This is a genomic window from Cryobacterium sp. TMT2-4 (assembly GCF_004402575.1).
Classification (GTDB): Bacteria; Actinomycetota; Actinomycetes; order Actinomycetales; family Microbacteriaceae; genus Cryobacterium; species Cryobacterium sandaracinum.
The window spans coordinates 66,484-82,996 of record NZ_SOGE01000033.1 but is presented as its reverse complement, the minus strand read 5'-3'; the positions used below and the strand labels follow the sequence as shown (position 1 = coordinate 82,996).

Sequence of the window (16,513 nt, the reverse complement as noted above, 5' to 3'; positions counted from 1 at the left end):
TCACCCGACGCCCTCATCGCCCTCGCCATGCTCAGCCTCGGCGGCCACAAACCCGCACTCCCCGGCCGGGATTAACCCACAGAAGCAGCAGGAGAGCCACAATTTCCGTCGAATTCGTTCGGGACAGAGCTGACTGGCAGCACCGTGAGGCGCGCTGCCGTCAGGCTCTACCGACGTAGGCCGCGAGGTGCTGGCCGGTGAGGGTGGAGCGGTCGGCGACCAGGTCGGCCGGTGAGCCCTCGAAGACGATCCGGCCGCCGTCGTGACCGGCGCCGGGTCCGAGGTCGATGATCCAGTCGGCATGAGCCATCACGGCCTGGTGATGCTCGACGACGATGACCGACTTGCCGGAGTCCACGATTCGGTCGAGCAGGCCGAGCAGCTGCTCGACGTCGGCGAGGTGGAGTCCGGTGGTCGGCTCGTCGAGCACGTAGACGCCGCCCTGCGCAGCCAGGTGGGTGGCCAGCTTGAGCCGCTGGCGCTCGCCCCCCGAGAGCGTCGTGAGCGGCTGGCCGAGGCTGAGATAGCCGAGCCCAACGTCGGCAAGCCCGCCCAGGATGGCGTGGGCGGCCGGCGTGCGCGCCGCACCGGCGCCGAAGAACTCCCGGGCCGCGGTCACCGACATCGCGAACACCTCACTGATATCGCGGCCGCCGAGGCGGTACTTCAGCACGGATGCCTCGAACCGCTTCCCCGCGCAGACCTCGCAGGTGGTGGCGACGCCCGCCATCATGGCCAGGTCGGTGTAGACGACGCCGGCACCGTTGCAGTTGGGGCAGGCACCCTCGGAGTTGGAGCTGAACAGCGCGGGCTTCACGCCGTTGGCCTTCGCGAAGGCCTTTCGGATCGGGTCGAGCATTCCCGTGTACGTCGCCGGATTGCTTCTGCGGGAACCGCGGATGCCGCCCTGATCGATGGACACCACGCCCGCGCCAGCGGGGATCGACCCATGCACGAGCGAGCTCTTTCCGGATCCCGCGACCCCCGTCAGCACGACGAGCACGCCGAGCGGGATATCCACGTCCACTTCCTTCAGGTTGTTCTTCGTCGCGCCGCGAATCTCCAGCGTGCCCGTGGGGGCGCGCACCGCGGGCTTGAGTGCCGCGCGATAGTCGAAGTGGCGGCCGGTGAGGGTGCCGCTGGTGCGGAGACCCTCCACGGTGCCCTCGAAGCAGACGGTGCCGCCCGCCGCGCCGGCGCCGGGTCCGAGATCGACGACGTGGTCGGCGATCACGATCGCCTCCGGCTTATGCTCCACGACGAGCACCGTGTTGCCCTTGTCCCGCAGCTGCAGCAGCAGTGTGTTCATGCGCTCGATGTCATGGGGATGCAGCCCGATGGTGGGCTCGTCGAAGACGTAGGTGACGTCGGTGAGTGAGGAGCCCAGGTGCCGGATCATCTTGGTGCGCTGGGCCTCCCCGCCCGACAAAGTACCGGCCGGCCGGTCGAGCGAAAGGTAACCCAACCCGATCTCCACGAACGAGTCGAGGATTTGGCGCAACGCCTGCGTGAGCGGGGCCACCGACAGCTCACTCTGGCCGCGAACCCACCCGGCCAGGTCGCTGATCTGCCAGGAACAGGCGTCGGCGACGCTCACTCCGGAGATCTTCGACGAGCGAGCCGCCTCGCTGAGGCGGGTGCCGCCGCACTCGGGGCAGGTGGCGAACGTGACCGCGCGCTCCACGAACGCGCGGATATGCGGCTGCAAAGCGGCGACATCCTTGGACAGGAACGACTTCTGAATCTGCGGGATGAGGCCCTGATACGTCAGGTTGATCCCGTCGACCTTGATCTTGGTCGGCTCCTTGTAGAGCAGGTCGTCCAGTTCCTTCGTGCTGTACCGATGAATTGGCTTGTCCGGGTCGAACCAGCCGCAGCCGCGGAAGATGCGGCCGTACCAGCCGTCCATCGTGTAGCCCGGGATCGTGAGCGCGCCCTCGTTGAGCGACTTGGAATCGACGAATAGCGCGGAACGATCGATGTCGTTGACGGTGCCCATGCCCTCGCAGCGCGGGCACATGCCGCCGGTAATGCTGAAGCTGCGCCGCTCCTTCACGGTCTTCCCGCCGCGCTCGAGCGTCACCGCCCCGGCCCCACTGATCGAGGCGACGTTGAACGAGAACGCCTGGGGCGATCCGATGTGGGGCTGACCGAGCCGGCTGAAAAGGATGCGCAGTAGCGCGTTGGCGTCGGTGGCGGTCCCGACCGTGGAACGGGAGTTGGCCCCCATTCGCTCCTGGTCGACGATGATGGCCGTGGTCAGACCATCCAACACGTCCACCTCGGGGCGCGCCAGGTCCGGCATGAATCCCTGCACGAACGCACTGTAGGTCTCGTTGATCAGCCGCTGCGACTCGGCGGCGATCGTGCCGAACACCAGTGAGCTCTTGCCCGAGCCGGAAACGCCGGTGAACACCGTCAGCCGCCGCTTCGGGATGTCGAGGCTGACATCCCTGAGGTTGTTCACGCGCGCGCCCCGCACCCGGATCCGGTCGTGGCTGTCGGCCACGTGCGGCGCGGGCATCCTCGTGCTCGCGGCGCTGCTCAGGTCAGTGCTCATCGTGTCTCCCTCTGGTGGCCGGGTTGCCCACGTGGTCTCGGTGGTCGTCTCCTGGTCGAGTCAACCAGCTTCAAGGCCGGTTGCTGCGGTTCCGCCGTGGATGATTCCAGTGTCAGTGCGGTCGAGGCTGTGTGCAAGCTCCATAACCGACGACACAGACGGGGGTGGAAGTTCGCGGCGCAGGTTCTGGAGCGGGCGAGCGTTAGAACGTGCGCCCACGTTTACGGGTGCGCCGCGAGTGCGAGCCGGGTCCCGAAAGGCTCGTGGGACGGACGCGGAAACCCGCACGCAGGTCGTAGCCTTGAGGTATGAGCACAGGCACTCGGGAACCTCTGTACACCACGGCGATTCTGGCCGGGCGGGCCGTGTTCGGCCTGCTGCGGCTGAAGCCATCCGTGACCGGTCTGAAGAATCTTCCGGACACCGGGGGGGCGGTGCTGGCGATCACCCACTTCGGCTACATGGACTTCGCCCTGGTCGAGTGGATGCTGTGGCAAAAGAACCGACGTCACATCCGTTTCATGGCCAAGAAGGGCGCGTTCGACCAGAAGCTCGTGGGCGTGCTGCTGCGCGGCATGCGTCATATCTCGGTCGACATGAAGGCAGGGGCGGAGGCTTACGGCCAAGCCGTGACCGCGCTGCGGGCGGGCGAACTGCTCGGCGTGTTTCCGGAAGGCGGCGTGAACGCCTCCTTCACCGTACGCGAGTTGAAGTCGGGTGCCATCCGGATGGCCGCCGAGGCCGGGGCCCCCGTGATCCCGATCGCGGTCTGGGGCGGGCACCGCGTGCTCACGAAGAACCACAAGCCGGCCCTGCGCGAGCTGTTCGACGTGCCCATCCGCTTCGCCGTCGGCGAGCCGTTCACGGTCGCGGCGGGGGAGGGCACGCAGCCGATGACGCTGGCACTCCACGACACACTGCAGGGTCTCGTCGACAAACTGCAGAAAGCCTATCCGGTGGACGGCGCCGGCCAGTGGTGGCAGCCGCGGCACCTGGGCGGCACCGCGCCCACACCGGAGGAGGCCGCCGTTGCCGAGGCCGAGCGGCGCCGGCGTCGCGACGAGGCCGGCGCAGCCCCGTCCAGGGGCTAGGCCGGGGCGCCGGGCACGCGGTAGGTGCGCTCGTAGTACAGCAGGGCCTCGTCGTTCTCGCCCATGCCGCCTTCCTCGATCTTCACGACCACGACGGCGCTGTTGTGCACCAGTGTGCGTTCGATGATTCGCCCGACCATCCACGAGGTGACGCCCTTCAGCACAGGCAGGCCGTGGGGTCCGGGCTGCCAGTGGTCGCCGATGAAGCGCTGGTTCGCGGGACCCGACATCACCTCGGCGACGGCACGATTGTGCGCCCCGAGGATGTGGATGACGACCCGGTCGCTCTCGGCGATCGCCGGCCAGGTGCTGGCTGACCGGGCCATGTTGAAGGTGGCCAGCGGCGGAACCGACGACAGCGACGCCAGCGAGGTGGCGGTGAATCCCACCGGGGCGCCGTCCGGGCGCAGCGCGGTGATCACCGCGACACCGGCGGCGTGACGCCGGAAGGAATGTTTGAAGGCGGCCAGGTCCAACGGTGCATTGGGATCTTCGGCCAGCGGTACGGTGGCGGGCTGGGGTACTTCGGTGTCGCTCATGTGACTGAATCAATCTCCTCGCCATTGAGCCTATTCCCGGTGCACGGGAGTTGATGGCTAGGCTGGAACGCGATGATCCAGACTATTGACCTCCGAGGGACCCGGCCCACTCCGGCGGAATTGCTTGCAGCCGTCCCGCGTGCGCTCACCGACGTGACCGCGGCCAGCGACGTCGCAGCCGAATTAATCAACGATGTGCGGGCCAGAGGCGAGGATGCCCTCCGCGACCAGGCGGAACGCCTCGACCGGGTGCGTCCGTCCCATGTGCGGGTTCCTGCGTCCCACGTCACCGAGGCACTGGCCGGGCTCGACCCGACGGTGCGCACGGCCATCGAGGAGACCATCCGTCGCGTGCGCATCGCCAGCGCGGCCCAAGTGCCGCCGCAGGTGACCACCACGATCGCAGACGGCGCCACCATCACGCAGCGCTGGCAGCCGATCAACCGGGTCGGCCTGTACGTTCCCGGCGGCAAGGCCGTCTACCCGTCGAGCGTCGTGATGAACGTGGTTCCGGCTCAGATCGCCGGCGTATCCTCGATCGCGCTGGCGTCGCCGCCGCAGAGCGACTTCGACGGACGCGTGCACCCCACCATCCTCGCCGTGGCGAGCCTGCTCGGCATCGACGAAATCTACGCCATGGGCGGGGCCGGCGCGGTCGGCGCCTTCGCCTACGGCGTTCCGGGGCTCGGCCTGGACCCGGTGCAGCTCGTCACCGGCCCCGGCAACGTCTATGTGGCCGCCGCCAAGCGGCTCGTGCGCGGGGTGACCGGCATCGACTCCGAGGCCGGCCCTACCGACATTCTGGTCATCGCGGATGAGACCGCCGACCCCCGCATCGTCGCGGCCGACCTGGTCAGCCAGGCCGAGCACGACGAGCTGGCCGCCGCCATGCTGGTCACCGATTCGGCCGAGCTCGCCGACGCCGTCAATCTGCACCTGGTCGACCTGATGCAGAGCACGACCCACAGCATCCGTGTCACCGCGTCCCTGAACGGGCGCCAGTCGGGGATCGTGCTCGTGGACGACCTCGACGCCGCGGCCGCGTTCAGCAACGCGTTCGGTCCCGAGCACCTCGAGATCCAGACGAGCGACCCGGATGCCGTGCTCGCGCTGATCGAGAACGCCGGCGCCATCTTCCTCGGCCCTCATTCGCCCGTGAGCCTCGGCGACTACGTGGCCGGCTCGAACCACGTGCTGCCGACGGGAGGGCAGGCCCGGTTCTCCTCCGGACTCGGCGCCTACACCTTCCTGAGGCCCCAGCAGGTCGTCACGTACAGCCGGGAGGCACTGCGTGAGGTCGCGGACCACATCGCGGCCCTGTCCACGGCGGAGGCGCTGCCCGCGCACGGCGACGCCGTCACGGCCCGTTTCACGACGGCGCTGTAAGCTGGTCTCACGATGTTCTGCCCGTTCTGCCGCCACCCGGACTCCCGAGTCATCGACTCGCGCACGAGCGACGACGGACTTTCCATTCGCCGGCGTCGACAGTGCCCTGAATGCGGCCGGAGGTTCAGCACCACCGAGACCGCCAGCCTGAACATCGTCAAGCGCAGCGGGGTCGTCGAGCCGTTCAGTCGCGACAAGATCGTGGCCGGCGTGCGCAAGGCCTGCCAAGGTCGTCCGGTAACGGATTCCGACCTGGCCATGCTTGCCCAGCGGGTGGAGGAGACCATCCGGCAGACCGGCGCGTCGCAGGTGAAGGCGAACGAGGTCGGCCTCGCGATCCTGCCGCCGCTGCGCGAACTTGATGAGGTGGCCTATCTCCGCTTCGCGAGTGTCTACCAGGCATTCGATTCGCTCGAGGATTTCGAGACCGCGATCGCCCGGCTGCGCACCGAACACGGATCCCGCACCGAACACGGCTCCCGCACCGAGCAGGGCAGCGGCGCGGGCGCCGCACACCCGTCCGAGTCGTAGGCGGCGCCGTGTACCCGCTGATCTTCTCGCTGTTCCTGACCCGCCTCGACCCCGAACGAGCCCACCACCTCGCCTTCACCGTGATCCGGGCGCTGCCCGCGTTCGGTGTCGGCCGGGTCGTGCACCGCTTCACGCGCCCGCGCACCGACCTCGGTGTCCAAACCCTGGGTCTGCGATTCCAGTCGCCGTTCGGCGTGGCCGCCGGCTTCGACAAAGACGGTGAAGCCGTGCTCGGGCTCGGCCAGCTCGGGTTCGGGCACGTGGAGGTCGGCACCATCACCGCCGTTCCTCAGCCCGGAAACCCGAAACCGCGCCTGTTCCGCCTGATCCCCGACCGCGCGGTCGTCAACCGGATGGGCTTCAACAACGCCGGTGCCCGCGCCGCCCGGGTGCGCCTCGCGCACGTTCGCACCGCTGCCGGTCGCCCGGTCCTCGGCATCAACATCGGCAAGAGCCGCGTCACCGCGGTCGAGGACGCCACCGCCGACTACCTGGTCAGCGCCGCGCTGCTCGCGCCCCTGGCCGACTACCTCGTCGTGAACGTCAGCTCGCCCAACACGCCCGGGCTACGCGGACTGCAGGAACTCGACCGGCTCGCCCCGCTGCTTCGGGCGGTCAAGACCGAGGCCGGCGCCACGCCCCTGCTGGTAAAAATCGCCCCCGACCTCGCCGATGCTGAAGTGACCCGAATCTCCGAACTCGTGGTGGAGCTGGGTCTCGACGGCATCATCGCCACGAATACCACGATTTCCCGCGCCGGACTGAAAACGGATGCCGCAACCGTCGAGGCTGCCGGCGCCGGCGGTCTCTCCGGTGCCCCGCTCCAGGCGCGGTCCCTGGCCGTGCTGCGCGTGATCCGGGCCGCTGTGCCCCGCGAGCTGTGCGTGATCTCGGTCGGCGGCGTGGAGACCGCGGAACACGTGGCCGAGCGCCTCGCCGCGGGCGCGACGCTCGTTCAGGGCTACACCGGGTTCCTCTATCGAGGGCCGCTCTGGGCTCGCCAGATCAACCGTGGCCTCGACCGCATCCTCGCCACAGAACTGTAGAGAACTGAGACAGGCCGTCGAGCCCGCAACACGCCGTCGCGCCTAGATCAGACCGCGGTCCGCGAGCTGCCGGGCCAGGGCCGAGCCGTCCGGCCCGTACACCCAGCGGGGATCGCGGGGCGCGGGCGCGGCATCCTTCGCCCGGCGACCGGCCAGAACGGCCTGGCTGGGGGAGAGCTGGCGGATCGCGACGGCCTCGACATTGTCGGGGAAGTCTCGCTGGAACTCGCTGTAGATGGCCTCATCGTGCTGGCCGTCGTCGCCGAACAGGATCCAGCGGATCTCCGGGAATTCCTGGGCCAGACGGCGCAGGTTGGCCCTCTTGTGGTCCTGGCCGCTCCGGAACCAGCGGTCGTGGGTCGGACCCCAGTCGGTGAGCAGGAGAGCCCCCGACGGGTACAGGTTGCGGTTCAGGAACCGGGTCAGGGTCGGGGCGACGTTCCAGGCCCCGGTCGACAGGTAGATCATCGGGGCACCCTCGTTGACCGCGGCGAGGCGGTCGAGGAGGACCGCCATGCCCGGCGTGGGAACTCGGGCGTGCTCGTCGAGCACGAAGGTGTTCCAGGCGGCGAGCAGCGGGCGGGGAAGGGTGGTCACCATGACCGTGTCATCGACGTCGGACAGGATCCCGCGGCGTACCGTCGGGGCCACGATGAAGAGCGGGGCCTCGACCGGCGCGGCCGTGTCGTCGGTGTGCAGCCGGGCCATCTGCCAGCCTGGGGTGAGCGTGACCGGAATGACGGTGTCGACCACGCCCCCGCGGTCGGCCTGCACCCGGTGGGAGAAACCGTTGATCTCGATGGTCACCGTCACATCGTTGACCGGAACGCTCGTGAAGCTGTGCCAGCCGCGAATTCCGGCCTCGCGGCGGTCGGCGTGCCAGTGGCGGCGTGCCAGCTTGGAGCCGGGCTTGGCCGGTTTGGCCAGAAGCACCCGGCACAGAATGCGCACCCACTCGGTCGTGCCGTAGCCGGCATAGGGGATGACCGTGGGCAGGTAGCCGCGTTTGCGGGCGTGGCGTTCGCGCTTGAAGTGCAGCCAGTCCTCGATGCGGGCTGCGCGGTGCATCATCTTCGCTGGCGTGCCCGTGGGCGGGATTCGAGGATATGTCGGCACGTCCCTAGTCTGGCATGCGCACGACGCTACCCGGCATCGAAGTCGGGTCGCCCGGAGAGCCGAGGGTTATTCCTGCCCAATCGGGCGAGACACGCTGTCACGTCACAGTGAGGGGGACATTGCCGCCTAGTATTAGTGACTTAGTCTCAAGGAGGACAAGTGTCACTCAGTGACCTTTTTGGTGGGGATCCTTTTGTGCCGGCCCAGCAGGCCCGCACCGAGCCGATCCAACAGCGCAGCACGGCACGACTGTCCGGTCTGCTCGACGCCGCCGCCGTCGTCGTGGACGAGGTCGGCTTCGACCGCATCACGACCGCGATGGTGGCCGAGCGCGCGGGCGCGTCGATCGGGACCGTGTACCGGTACTACCCCGATCGCGTCGCGGTGCTGCAGGCTCTGCGCGAGCGCGCGGTGCTGCGATTCCGGAGCCGAGTTGCGGAGCAGCTGAAGACGAACGCTCCCCAGGGCTGGTGGGAGGCCGTCGACGTGGCCATCACGGCCTTCGTCGACCTGTACCGCTCTGAGCCGGGGTTTCGCATCATGCATTTCGACGACCGGCAGGGTGTGCCTGTCGTCGAAGACCCCGACACGGGTTACTTCGCCCGCCGGGTGGCCGGCATGCTGGTCGAGGAGTTCGGCCTCGAGGGCGGCGACGAACTGATCTTCCGGCTTGAGGTCGCCGTTGAGATGGGCGACTCGATTCTGTCGCGGGCGTTCCGCTCCGACCCGCAGGGCGATGAGCGGTTCATCGAAGAGTGCCGCGTGGTCACGCATGACTACCTCGCCGGATACTACGGGCCGAGCGTTCGCTAGGAATTCCGCGATCCGGTGGCTCGCGGCGCCGTGTGATGGTTGGGTGGTATATCTGCTTCCCGTGTTGTGTCGACTTCGGTCGAGAAATGAGCCATTTCCATGATCGAGTTCCGCTCGGTGAGCAAGCAGTTCCCGGACGGCACACTCGCCGTCGACGATTTCAGCCTGACCCTCCCGTCGCGCCAGACGACGGTGCTCGTCGGCTCCTCCGGCTCGGGCAAGACCACCCTGCTGCGCATGATCAACCGGATGGTCGACCCGAGCAGCGGCACGATCGAGATCGACGGGGCCGACATCGCCCAGCTCGAGCCGGTGCCGCTGCGGCGCGGCATCGGCTATGTGATGCAGGACTCCGGCCTGCTCCCGCACCGCACGGTGATCGACAACGTCGCGACTGTTCCGCTGCTGCGCGGGGTGCCGAGAAAGAAGGCCCGCGCCGAGGCCCTCACCCTGCTCGACACGGTGGGCCTGGACCAGACCCTGGCGGACCGGTACCCCAGCCAGCTCTCCGGCGGGCAGCAGCAGCGGGTCGGGGTGGCGCGCGGGCTCGCGGTCAACCCAAACATTCTGCTGATGGACGAGCCGTTCGGCGCCGTCGACCCGATCGTGAGGGCCGAGCTCCAGCAAGAACTGATCCGGCTGCAGAGCGAGCTCGGCAAAACGGTCGTGTTCGTCACCCACGATATCGAGGAGGCGTTCCTCCTCGGTGACCAGGTCGTCATCCTGCGTGACGGCGGACGGATCGCCCAGGTGGGGGCGCCGGCCGAGATCCTGGCGAACCCGGCCGACGACTTCGTGGCCAGCTTCGTCGGAGCGGATCGCGGCAAGCGTGCCCTGCATCTGGAACGCCGCGGCGACTCCGACCTGCTGCTCGACAGTGAGGGCCGCCTGGCCGGTGTGCTCGTGGAGCCGCGGCAGACCGCGCACTCCCCGGATCCCCAGGCTCCGCGGTGACCTGGTTCTGGTCGAATCTCGACCTGCTCTGGGATCGCACCCTGGACCACCTGATCCTCAGCGTGCCGCCGATCCTTCTCAGCCTCCTGATCGCCGTGCCGCTGGGCTGGCTCGCGAACCGGTACCGTGCCGGCCGCGGCGTGATCCTGACGGCCAGTGGGCTGCTCTACGCCATCCCGTCCCTGCCGCTGTTCTTCGTGATCCCGGCCATTGTCGGCACCAGCCTTCGCTCGCCGCTCAACCTGGTCATCGCCCTGACGATCTACGGCGTCGCGCTGATGGTACGCGTGGTGGCCGACGGGCTGGCATCCGTGGACAAGGATGTACGCCAGTCCGCTGTCGCCGTGGGGTATTCCGGCTGGAGCATCTTCTGGCAGGTTGAGCTGCCGCTGGCCGGGCCGGTGCTCCTGGCCGGCCTGCGGGTCGTGGCCGTCAGCACGGTCAGCCTCGCCACGGTGGGGGCCGTGATCGGCGCGCAGAGCCTCGGCAGCCTGTTCACGGATGGCTTCCAGCGCGGTATCCAGGCCGAAATCATCGCCGGGATCGTGCTGACCGTGGCGCTGGCGCTGCTGCTGGACGGCGCCCTCGTGCTGCTCGGGCGGGTTCTGCTGCCCTGGACCCGCCTGGCGGCGACCGACCGGAGGGCCGTTCGGGTCGCCCGGATCGCAGAGGCATCCGCATGAACCTGTTCGTTGACGCGGTGAACTGGATCCTCGACCCGGCCAATTTCGCCGGGCCGGGCGGCATTCCGGCGCGGACGATCGAACACTTGGTGTTCACCCTCGTGGCGGTCCTGATGGCCTCCGTGATCGCGATTCCGGTCGGTTTCCTGATCGGGCATACGGGTCGGGGACGCAGCCTCGCTGTAGCCACCTCCGGCGGGCTGCGGGCCATTCCGACCCTCGGCCTGTTGACACTGGTCGCGCTGTGGGTCGGGATTGGGCTCGGTGCGCCGTACGTCGCGCTCACGGTCCTGGCGATCCCGCCGATCCTCGCGGGCGCCTACGCCGGGTTCGAGGCCATTGACCGGTCCGTCATCGACTCCGCCCGGTCGGTCGGGATGTCGGAGAGCCAGATCGTGGGCACGGTCGAGATCCCGTTGGGGTTGCCGCTGCTGATCGCGGGCATCCGTTCGGCCACCCTGCAGGTCGTCGCCACGGCGACCCTGGCTGCCTACGTGGCAGATGTCGGCCTCGGCCGGTTCCTGTTCGCCGGGTTGAAAACCCGCGACTACGCGGAGATGCTGGGCGGGTCACTGCTCGTGATCCTGCTCGCCCTCGTCCTCGAGGGAATATTCACTGTTGTTCAGCGACTTGTTGTTCCCAGAGGCGTCGCGTCCCAACGTCCCCCAGTCGACCGTGCCAGGTCAGCCCGACCTGTCCCGGGGATTGATCCCGCCATCACGAAAGGAACCCACTAATGTTCACAGCTCACAGAGGCCGGCTCGCGGCGGTCGCCGCGGTCGCGGTTGGGGCCGTCGTAGCCCTTGCAGGGTGTGCGTCCGGTGACCCGCTGGACAGCGGAAGTAACGCCGACGAGGGGTCCGCCACCCTGGTCGTCGGTTCGCAGGACTACTACTCGAACGAGATCATCGCCGAAATCTACGCCCTGGCGTTGGAGGGAAACGGCTTCACGGTCGACCGCCAGTTCAAGATCGGCCAGCGCGAGGTCTACCTGCCCGAGATCGAATCCGGTGCCATCGACGTCTTCCCCGAGTACAGCGGCAGCCTGCTGCAGGCCCTGAATGCAGATGCCGCGGGCGGCACCGCCGACGAGACCTACGCGCAGCTGCAGGACGAGCTGCCCGAGGGGCTGAGCGTGCTCGACATGGCCTCGGCCACGGACCAAAACTCCTGGACCGTCACGCAGGCCTTCGCCGACAAGTACAGCCTGACTGACATCGCGTCGCTCGCCGATGTCACCGAGCCGATCACCGTCGGCGGACCGTCCGAACTTCAGACCCGCCCCTACGGACCGACGACCCTGACGGAGAAGTACGGCATCCCCATCGCCGGCTTCACGCCCATTGAGGATGGTGGCGGCCCGCTCACGATCAAGGCTCTCGTCGACAACGACATCCAGATCACGAACGTCTACACGGCCAGCCCGAACATCAAGTCGGACAGCCTCGTCGCCCTCGACGACCCGGACGGCCTGTTCTTCGCGGACAACGTCGTGCCCGTCGTGTCCGACAAGGTCGGCGGGAAGGCCGCCGACGTGCTCAACGCCGTCAGTGCCGCTCTGACCGCCGAGGACCTGGTGGGCCTCAACTCCGAGAGCGTGAACGACCAGCTCTCGGCCGAGAAGATCGCGGCCGCTTGGCTCGAACAGGCGAACCTCTTCTAGGCACCAGCTGACAGGCGCTGCCTGACCAATTCGACGGAGATTCTGCGCCTACGGGCCGGTTTTGGAGCAAAACAGGCTCTGGGGCCGAGAATCTCCGTCGAATTCGTTAGGGGCTGGGGCAGGGGCAGAGGTAGGCCCGGGCTGGGGCTGGGGCTGGGGCTGGGGCTGGGGCGTGCTCAGGTAGGCGCGTGCTCGGGTAGGCCCGGGCTCAGGCGAGGGACAGGAGCAGCGTCGGCAGCAGCAGGAGTGCGGCGGCGCCGGCTGCAACGAAAAGCACGGCGGAGGGCGTCAGCGGCGCCGGCGGGGTGATCAGGCGGCGAACGCGGGGTGTCACCAGGTCGAACGGATGGTCCGGGCCGTCGGCGAGTTCGACATCCGTTCCCAGCGGGTCCACCTGGTGTGCCGACCCGACCAGTGCGATCGCGGTGGCCAGCGTGCGGTCGTCGACGACCCGCCGGGCCTGGTCGTCGGCGAGCATCTCGACCAGCAGGGCGACCGCGTTCTCGGCGCGGTTCGCGATCGGGAACCACGGCAGTGCGCTGTGCCAGGACTTGAAGGCGAGCAGCACGAGGTGGTGCTGCTGCAACAGGTGGGCGCGCTCGTGTGCGATCACTGCGCGCAATTGGTCGGCATTCAGCAATTGCAGAAGGCCGCGGGAAAGCACGGTCGCCGACCGGGTCGCGCCAGGCAGGCAGTACGCGACCGGGGCGTCGTGTTCGATCACACGGGTGCCGGAATGGCTCGGCAGAGGGTCGCTGAGCAGTCCGATCAGGTGCCGGTGCCTGCGGTGCTGGCGCCCCGCGCGGGAAAAGGTCGCGGCGAGGTTGAGCAGCAGATGGCTGCCGAGGATCAGCGCCGCGCACAGCAGGAGCACCGAGCCGAACGACGTGCCGGCCGGCAATGTGCCGGTGACGAGATGGCCCGCCAGCGAGCGGATGCCCTCGAACAGGTTCTCGCCGAACGGGATCAACCCGAAGCTGAGCAGCGAGCCGATCATCGAGAGCCCGCCGGCCAGGGCGATGGCCTGCCACAACACCAGGGCGACCGCGGGGGAGCGGGCCGGCCAGTCGGCGGTGGCAAGCCAGATCGGGACCGGACCGGCGAGCAGCACGGCCACGATCATGAGCGCTACGGCCGTGACGAACACGACTTGGCCGCTCTGACGCGTGCTGACTGGAGCAGGGACTGGAGCGGGGACTGGATGCCGGTCACTCGCGACCGAGAGGTACGGTGCCGAGGAGCAGGCGCAAAACGTCGGCCTCCTGCGGGGTGACGTCCCCGATGAACCGGGCGAGGGCCGCCTGCCGGTCAGGAGCAGAGCCGAGCACCTTGTGCATCAGCTCCGCGGTATGTTCCGCCCGGGTCGACACGGCCCGGTAGCGGTGCGGTCGGGTGTCTCGGTCGCGGGTGACGAAGCCCTTGGTCTCGAGGCGGGAGAGCACCGTGAGCACGGTCGTGGTGGCGAGTGGTTTGCGCCTAGCGGTGGCGGTCGTCGGGGTGAGTAGCCGATCCCGGAGATCGTTGGCAGGCAGAGACTCCTCGGCTTCCCACAAAACATCCATCAGCAGTCGTTCCAGCTCTCCCAAACTCCCCATATTGGGGAGTCTAGCGGGCGGCAATCAACTCTTCTACGTCTCGTAGAATAGTGATGTTCTACACAGTGTAGAAAAACCCGATGACGCTGGAGGGCGCATGAACGAGTGGCTGGATCCGTTACTCCTGTCGAGATGGCAATTCGGTCTGACTACCGTCTATCACTTTCTCTTCGTACCGCTCACGATCGGGCTGGCGTTCACGGTCGCGCTCTTCCAGACCGCCTGGGTGCGCACCGACAAGACCAAGTACCTCGAGCTGACCCACTTCTTCGGCAAGATCTTCCTGATCAACTTCGCCATGGGCGTCGTTACCGGAATCGTGCAGGAGTTCCAGTTCGGAATGAACTGGTCGGACTACTCCCGCTTCGTCGGTGACGTCTTCGGCGCCCCGCTCGCCTTCGAGGGCATCATCGCCTTCTTCCTGGAGGCCACGTTCATCGGACTGTGGATCTTCGGCTGGGACAAGCTGCCCCGCGGCCTGCACCTCGCCACCATCTGGCTGACGACGGCCGGTTCGATCGCCTCGGCCTACTTCATCCTCGCGGCGAACGCGTTCATGCAGAACCCGATCGCGTTCCGCATCAACGAGGAGCGCGGCCGGGCCGAGCTCACCAGTATTGGCGAGCTTTTGACCAACCCGATCGCCCTGGCCTCCTTCCCGCACACGATCTTCGCCTGCTTCATGGTGTCGTCAGGCCTCGTCATCTCGGTGGCCGCCTGGCACCTGCTGCGCAAGCAGCACGAGGAATCCATGCGTCCCGCACTCAAGTTGGGCATGTGGATGATGGTTGTCTCCGGTGCGCTCACCACCTTCTTCGGCGACTCGCTGAGCCTGGCCATGACCGCGGCCCAGCCCATGAAGATGGCGGCGGCCGAGGCGATGTACAAGACAGCGACGGGCGCCGAGGCATCCTTCTCGATCTTCACCCTCGGCACCCCCGACGGCGTCAGCGAATTATTCTCGATTCGTATCCCATACCTTCTGTCGTTCCTGTCGACCCACACCCTCAACGGCACGGTCGAAGGCATCGACAACCTGCAGGCGCAGTATGTGAGCCTGTACGGCCCCGGCGACTACACCCCGACCATCTGGATCACCTACTGGGCCTTCCGCTGGATGATCGGTCTCGGCATCGCCCATATACTAGTTGCCGTCGTCGGCCTCTGGCTGACCCGCGGCGGGCGCAGCCCCCAGGCCACCTGGGTCTGGAAGATCGCTATCTGGAGCTTCCCGTTCTCGCTTCTCGCCATGAGCGTCGGCTGGATCTTCACCGAGATGGGGCGGCAGCCCTGGCTCGTGTTCGGGCTCCTGCGCACCGAGGACGGCGTATCACCCAACGTCAGCGGCGCCGAGATCCTGATCTCGCTGATCGCGTTCACGCTGATCTACGGCGCCCTCGCTGTCGTCGAATTCAAGTTGATCCTGCAGGCCGTGCGGAAGGGACCTGCCCCGCTGGCGGAACCCGACCCGGTTTCCGGCAAGGTCAAGCCACAGGTCACGGTCTACTAGGAGCGCATGATGGATCTCAACATTCTCTGGTTCTGGATCATCGGTGCACTCTTCATCGGCTACTTCGTTCTCGACGGCTTCGACTTCGGCGTCGGCATGTCGCTGCCCTTCCTGGGCAAGGACGACCTCGACCGCCGGGTCATCATCAACACCATCGGGCCGGTCTGGGACCTCAACGAAACCTGGCTGATCGTGGCCGGCGCAGCACTCTTCGCCGCCTTCCCGGAGTGGTACGCCACCCTGTTCAGCGGGTTCTACCTGGCCCTGCTGGTGATCCTTCTCGCCCTCATCCTGCGCGGGGTGTCATTCGAGTACCGGCACCAACGCCCGGAAGCAACCTGGAAGAAACGCTTCGACCTCATGATCGTGATCGGGTCTGCCGTTCCCGCTCTGCTCTGGGGTGTCGCCTTCTCCAACATCGTGCGGGGCGTGCAGTTGGACGCGGACTTCAACTACATCGGCTCCTTCTTCGACCTGCTCAACCCATACGCCCTCCTGGGCGGGCTCACCACGCTGCTCCTGTTCTTCACCCACGGCGTGGTCTTCATCTCCCTGAAGACCGAGGGGGACATCCGTCAGCGCGCTCAGAGGCTAGCCGTCAAGGCCGGGGTGGCCACCATCGTGGTGGCCGCCTCGTTCCTGGTCTGGACCACCCTTGCCTTCGGCAGCCTGGCCACCGGTGCCTTCGCCGCCCTCGCCGCGGTTGCCCTGATCGGGGCGTTCCTGGCGAACCTGCGGGGCGCCGAAGGCTGGGCCTTCACGCTGATGGCCGCGACGATCGCCCTCGCGGTGCTGACGCTCTTCGCGTCCCTGTTCCCCGACGTGATGCCGGCGAGCAACGATGCAGCCAACAGCCTGACCATCGAGAACGCCTCCTCGACGCCGTACACACTGCAGGTGATGAGCTGGACCGCCCTGTTCGCCATGCCCGTCATCTTCTTGTACCAGGGCTGGACCTACTGGGTTCTACGCAAGCGGGTCAGCCGCACGACCGTCTCGGCCCACGTAGAGTCCGCCGGACACTAA

The 16,513-nt window shown here is 67.6% G+C and carries 16 protein-coding genes; 11 read left to right on the top strand and 5 right to left on the bottom strand.

Annotated features, from left to right (window positions below):
* Positions 1 to 160: 160 nt before the first annotated feature.
* A complete protein-coding gene (locus E3O54_RS11330) occupies positions 161 to 2,560 on the bottom strand; it encodes an excinuclease ABC subunit UvrA (RefSeq protein ID WP_134401619.1) in 2,400 nt (799 codons plus the stop codon).
* Between the two features lie 308 nt (positions 2,561 to 2,868).
* Here E3O54_RS11330 and E3O54_RS11325 point away from each other — a divergent pair, with 308 nt between their 5' ends.
* Positions 2,869 to 3,651: a 1-acyl-sn-glycerol-3-phosphate acyltransferase gene (locus tag E3O54_RS11325; protein WP_104100026.1), complete on the top strand. Its 783-nt coding sequence runs from the start codon at positions 2,869 to 2,871 to the stop codon at positions 3,649 to 3,651.
* Here E3O54_RS11325 and E3O54_RS11320 read toward each other — a convergent pair.
* Positions 3,648 to 4,190, bottom strand: coding sequence for a flavin reductase family protein (locus E3O54_RS11320; protein ID WP_104100025.1), 543 nt, complete (start codon positions 4,188 to 4,190; stop codon positions 3,648 to 3,650). The two genes, E3O54_RS11325 and E3O54_RS11320, sit on opposite strands and share 4 nt — an antisense overlap.
* A 72-nt stretch (positions 4,191 to 4,262) precedes the next feature.
* On the opposite strand from E3O54_RS11320, the gene hisD reads away from it, so the two are divergent.
* From hisD to E3O54_RS11305, 3 genes are read left to right on the top strand one after another with little or no spacing between them, the layout of a single operon-like run.
* On the top strand, positions 4,263 to 5,576 hold the full coding sequence (gene hisD / locus E3O54_RS11315) for a histidinol dehydrogenase (protein ID WP_104100024.1): 1,314 nt from the start codon (positions 4,263 to 4,265) through the stop codon (positions 5,574 to 5,576).
* A 12-nt stretch (positions 5,577 to 5,588) separates the two neighbouring features.
* Positions 5,589 to 6,107, top strand: coding sequence for a transcriptional regulator NrdR (gene nrdR, locus E3O54_RS11310; protein WP_134401618.1), 519 nt, complete (start codon positions 5,589 to 5,591; stop codon positions 6,105 to 6,107).
* A gap of 8 nt (positions 6,108 to 6,115) precedes the next feature.
* Positions 6,116 to 7,153 (top strand): quinone-dependent dihydroorotate dehydrogenase, encoded by a 1,038-nt coding sequence (locus E3O54_RS11305; RefSeq protein WP_134401617.1) that lies wholly within the window; start codon positions 6,116 to 6,118, stop codon positions 7,151 to 7,153.
* Between the two features lie 42 nt (positions 7,154 to 7,195).
* Here E3O54_RS11305 and E3O54_RS11300 read toward each other — a convergent pair whose 3' ends face one another.
* The gene (locus E3O54_RS11300; protein ID WP_233191253.1) at positions 7,196 to 8,224 is read right to left on the bottom strand and encodes an App1 family protein; all 1,029 of its coding nucleotides are present in this window, start codon (positions 8,222 to 8,224) and stop codon (positions 7,196 to 7,198) included.
* Between the two features lie 204 nt (positions 8,225 to 8,428).
* Here E3O54_RS11300 and E3O54_RS11295 point away from each other — a divergent pair, with 204 nt between their 5' ends.
* The 5 genes from E3O54_RS11295 (at position 8,429) to E3O54_RS11275 (ending at position 12,382) form a co-directional block, all read left to right on the top strand.
* Complete coding sequence (locus E3O54_RS11295; protein ID WP_134401616.1) at positions 8,429 to 9,082, top strand: TetR/AcrR family transcriptional regulator; 654 nt, start codon at positions 8,429 to 8,431, stop codon at positions 9,080 to 9,082.
* A 99-nt stretch (positions 9,083 to 9,181) separates the two neighbouring features.
* Positions 9,182 to 10,036 carry an ABC transporter ATP-binding protein gene (locus E3O54_RS11290; protein ID WP_104100020.1) on the top strand — a complete coding sequence of 285 codons (855 nt, stop codon included), beginning with the start codon at positions 9,182 to 9,184 and terminating at the stop codon, positions 10,034 to 10,036.
* The gene (locus tag E3O54_RS11285; RefSeq protein ID WP_134401615.1) at positions 10,033 to 10,719 is read left to right on the top strand and encodes an ABC transporter permease; all 687 of its coding nucleotides are present in this window, start codon (positions 10,033 to 10,035) and stop codon (positions 10,717 to 10,719) included. Before E3O54_RS11290 ends, E3O54_RS11285 begins: the two co-directional genes overlap by 4 nt.
* Positions 10,716 to 11,456: an ABC transporter permease gene (locus E3O54_RS11280; protein WP_104100018.1), complete on the top strand. Its 741-nt coding sequence runs from the start codon at positions 10,716 to 10,718 to the stop codon at positions 11,454 to 11,456. Before E3O54_RS11285 ends, E3O54_RS11280 begins: the two co-directional genes overlap by 4 nt.
* Entirely contained in the window at positions 11,456 to 12,382 is a 927-nt protein-coding gene (locus tag E3O54_RS11275) for an ABC transporter substrate-binding protein (RefSeq protein ID WP_104100017.1), read from the top strand. Before E3O54_RS11280 ends, E3O54_RS11275 begins: the two co-directional genes overlap by 1 nt.
* Positions 12,383 to 12,590: 208 nt before the next feature.
* On the opposite strand, the gene E3O54_RS11270 is transcribed toward E3O54_RS11275, so the two are convergent.
* The gene (locus E3O54_RS11270) at positions 12,591 to 13,529 is read right to left on the bottom strand and encodes a M56 family metallopeptidase (protein WP_104100016.1); all 939 of its coding nucleotides are present in this window, start codon (positions 13,527 to 13,529) and stop codon (positions 12,591 to 12,593) included.
* A gap of 61 nt (positions 13,530 to 13,590) precedes the next feature.
* Positions 13,591 to 13,977, bottom strand: a complete 387-nt coding sequence (locus tag E3O54_RS11265; RefSeq protein WP_134372965.1) for a BlaI/MecI/CopY family transcriptional regulator — start codon at positions 13,975 to 13,977, stop codon at positions 13,591 to 13,593.
* Between the two features lie 97 nt (positions 13,978 to 14,074).
* On the opposite strand from E3O54_RS11265, the gene E3O54_RS11260 reads away from it, so the two are divergent.
* Positions 14,075 to 15,487 carry a cytochrome ubiquinol oxidase subunit I gene (locus E3O54_RS11260; RefSeq protein WP_134401614.1) on the top strand — a complete coding sequence of 471 codons (1,413 nt, stop codon included), beginning with the start codon at positions 14,075 to 14,077 and terminating at the stop codon, positions 15,485 to 15,487.
* A gap of 9 nt (positions 15,488 to 15,496) precedes the next feature.
* Positions 15,497 to 16,513 carry a cytochrome d ubiquinol oxidase subunit II gene (gene cydB / locus E3O54_RS11255; RefSeq protein WP_104100013.1) on the top strand — a complete coding sequence of 339 codons (1,017 nt, stop codon included), beginning with the start codon at positions 15,497 to 15,499 and terminating at the stop codon, positions 16,511 to 16,513.

Coding starts and splice junctions, on each gene's coding strand:
- E3O54_RS11330 (WP_134401619.1), bottom strand. CDS start 2,560: ATGAGCACTGACCTGAGCAGCGCCGCGAGCACGAGGATGCCCGCGCCG.
- E3O54_RS11325 (WP_104100026.1), top strand. CDS start 2,869: ATGAGCACAGGCACTCGGGAACCTCTGTACACCACGGCGATTCTGGCC.
- E3O54_RS11320 (WP_104100025.1), bottom strand. CDS start 4,190: ATGAGCGACACCGAAGTACCCCAGCCCGCCACCGTACCGCTGGCCGAA.
- hisD (WP_104100024.1), top strand. CDS start 4,263: ATGATCCAGACTATTGACCTCCGAGGGACCCGGCCCACTCCGGCGGAA.
- nrdR (WP_134401618.1), top strand. CDS start 5,589: ATGTTCTGCCCGTTCTGCCGCCACCCGGACTCCCGAGTCATCGACTCG.
- E3O54_RS11300 (WP_233191253.1), bottom strand. CDS start 8,224: ATGATGCACCGCGCAGCCCGCATCGAGGACTGGCTGCACTTCAAGCGC.
- E3O54_RS11290 (WP_104100020.1), top strand. CDS start 9,182: ATGATCGAGTTCCGCTCGGTGAGCAAGCAGTTCCCGGACGGCACACTC.
- E3O54_RS11280 (WP_104100018.1), top strand. CDS start 10,716: ATGAACCTGTTCGTTGACGCGGTGAACTGGATCCTCGACCCGGCCAAT.
- E3O54_RS11275 (WP_104100017.1), top strand. CDS start 11,456: ATGTTCACAGCTCACAGAGGCCGGCTCGCGGCGGTCGCCGCGGTCGCG.
- E3O54_RS11265 (WP_134372965.1), bottom strand. CDS start 13,977: ATGGGGAGTTTGGGAGAGCTGGAACGACTGCTGATGGATGTTTTGTGG.
- E3O54_RS11260 (WP_134401614.1), top strand. CDS start 14,075: ATGAACGAGTGGCTGGATCCGTTACTCCTGTCGAGATGGCAATTCGGT.
- cydB (WP_104100013.1), top strand. CDS start 15,497: ATGGATCTCAACATTCTCTGGTTCTGGATCATCGGTGCACTCTTCATC.